A 2,212-nucleotide genomic window follows, 5' to 3' on the forward strand; every position below is an offset into this window, starting at 1 on the left:
GGACCGGCCGCCGACCGGCACCCGACGGCAACGCAGACGACAGCGCAAGGAACAGCGCAGAGCCAAACGCACCGGCCGGCGCCGCCTCCTGCCCACCTGGCGCATGCTCCTCGGCGCGTTCCTGCTCTGCTGCCTGCTCCTCGGCGGCGCCCTGATCGCCGGATACCTCCTCGTCGACATCCCGCCCGCCAACGCCTCCGCCACCAAGCAGAGCAACGTCTACCTGTACGCGGACGGCTCCCCGCTCGCCCGCGACGGCGAGGTCAACCGGGAGAACGTGCCACTCAGCCAGGTCCCCAAACACGTACAGCAGGCCGCGCTCGCCGCCGAGGACCGCGACTTCTACTCCGAGTCCGCCGTCGACCCGAAAGCCATGCTCCGCGCCGCCTGGAACACCCTCACCGGCAAGGGCAGACAGTCCGGCTCCACGATCACCCAGCAGTTCGTCAAGAACTACTACCTGGGCCAGGAACAGACGGTCACCCGCAAGGCCAAAGAGTTCTTCATCGCCATCAAACTCGACCGCCAGGTCAGCAAGAACGACATCCTCGCCGGCTACCTCAACACCAGCTACTTCGGCCGGAACGCCTACGGCATCCAGGCCGCCGCCCACTCCTACTACGCCAAGGACGCCGAGCAACTCACCGTCGCCGAAGGCGCGTACCTCGCGACCCTCCTCAACTCCCCCAACGCGTACGACGTCTCCGCCCACCCCGAGAACAAGTCCCGCGCCACCGCCCGCTGGAACTACGTCCTCGACGGCATGGTCAAGGAGAAGTGGCTCGCCCCGTCCGACCGGAACACGATGAGGTTCCCCGACCCCAAGACCGCCAAGGCACCCTCCGGCATGTCAGGACAGCGCGGCTACGTCGTCAAAGCCGTCGAGGACTACCTCGCCGACCACGACATCGTCGACACCGACACCCTCGCCAAGGGCGGCTACCGGATCACCACCACCCTCCAGAAACCCCGCCAGGACGACTTCGTCGACGCCGTCGAGGACCAGCTCATGTCCAAGGTCGACAAGAAAGCCCGCGACGTCGACGGCCACGTACGCGCGGGCGGCGCCGCCATCGACCCGGCCACCGGCAAGGTCCTCGCCATGTACGGCGGCATCGACTACACGAAGCAGTACGTCAACAACGCCACCCGCCGCGACTACCAGGTCGGCTCCACCTTCAAGCCGTTCGTCTTCACCTCCGCCGTACAGAACGGCTCCACCACCCAGGACGGCCGCCCCATCAACCCGAACACCATCTACGACGGCACCGACCAACGCCCCGTCGAAGGCTGGTCGGGCGGCGCCTACGCCCCGGAGAACGAGGACCAGCGCTCCTACGGCAACATCACCGTCCGCGACGCCACCGACCGCTCGGTCAACGCGGTCTACGCACAGATGGCCGTCGACGTCGGCTCCGACAAGGTCAGACAGACCGCCGTCGACCTGGGCATCCCGCCGACCACCCCCGACCTCACCGCGTCCCCGTCCATCGCCCTCGGCCCCGCCACAGCCAGCGTCCTCGACCTGACCCAGGCCTACGCCACCCTCGCCAACCACGGCATGCACGGCGCGTACTCCCTGGTCGAAGACGTGTCCAAGGACGGCGAGAACATCCCCCTGCCCGGACCCGAGACCCGCCAGGCGGTCAGCCGCGAGGCCGCCGACACCACCACGTCCATCCTCCAGAGCGTCGTCGAGAACGGCACCGGCACCGCCGCCCAGGCCGCCGGCCGCCCCGCCGCGGGCAAGACCGGCACCGCCGAGGAGGACAAGGCCGCCTGGTTCGCCGGCTACACCCCGGAACTCGCCACCGTCGTAGCCGTACTCGGCCAGGACCCCCAACCCCCCTACGGCCAGACCCCGTTGTACGGCGCCCTCGGCCAGCCCCGCATCAACGGCGGCGCCTACCCGGCACGCATCTGGGCCCAGTTCACCCGCAACGCACTCAAGGGCGAACCCGTACGGGACTTCGACCTGACCCTGGAGGAAGGCGCGGAGGAACCCCTCCCCCCACCGGAGGAACCCGAGCCCACACAGGAACCCACGCCCACGGCGACGCCCACACCCACGGTGACACCCACGCCCACCGTGACGCCCGCGCCCACCGGCGTACCCACAGGCGAACCCACGGGCGAGGTGGAAGGCGACATCGGCGGCGACGGCCAGGACACCCAAGGCGCCCAGGGCACCAAGCCCAAGAAGCAGCCCACC

At 69.4% G+C, this 2,212-nt stretch carries 1 protein-coding gene; it reads left to right on the forward strand.

Annotation, left to right across the window (positions count from 1 at the left end):
* The coding region (locus GUY60_RS37035) for a transglycosylase domain-containing protein (protein ID WP_312866570.1) at positions 1 to 2,212 on the forward strand (2,212 nt) is incomplete at both ends.

This window comes from Streptomyces boluensis (genome assembly GCF_009908195.1).
Classification (GTDB): Bacteria; Actinomycetota; Actinomycetes; order Streptomycetales; family Streptomycetaceae; genus Streptomyces; species Streptomyces boluensis.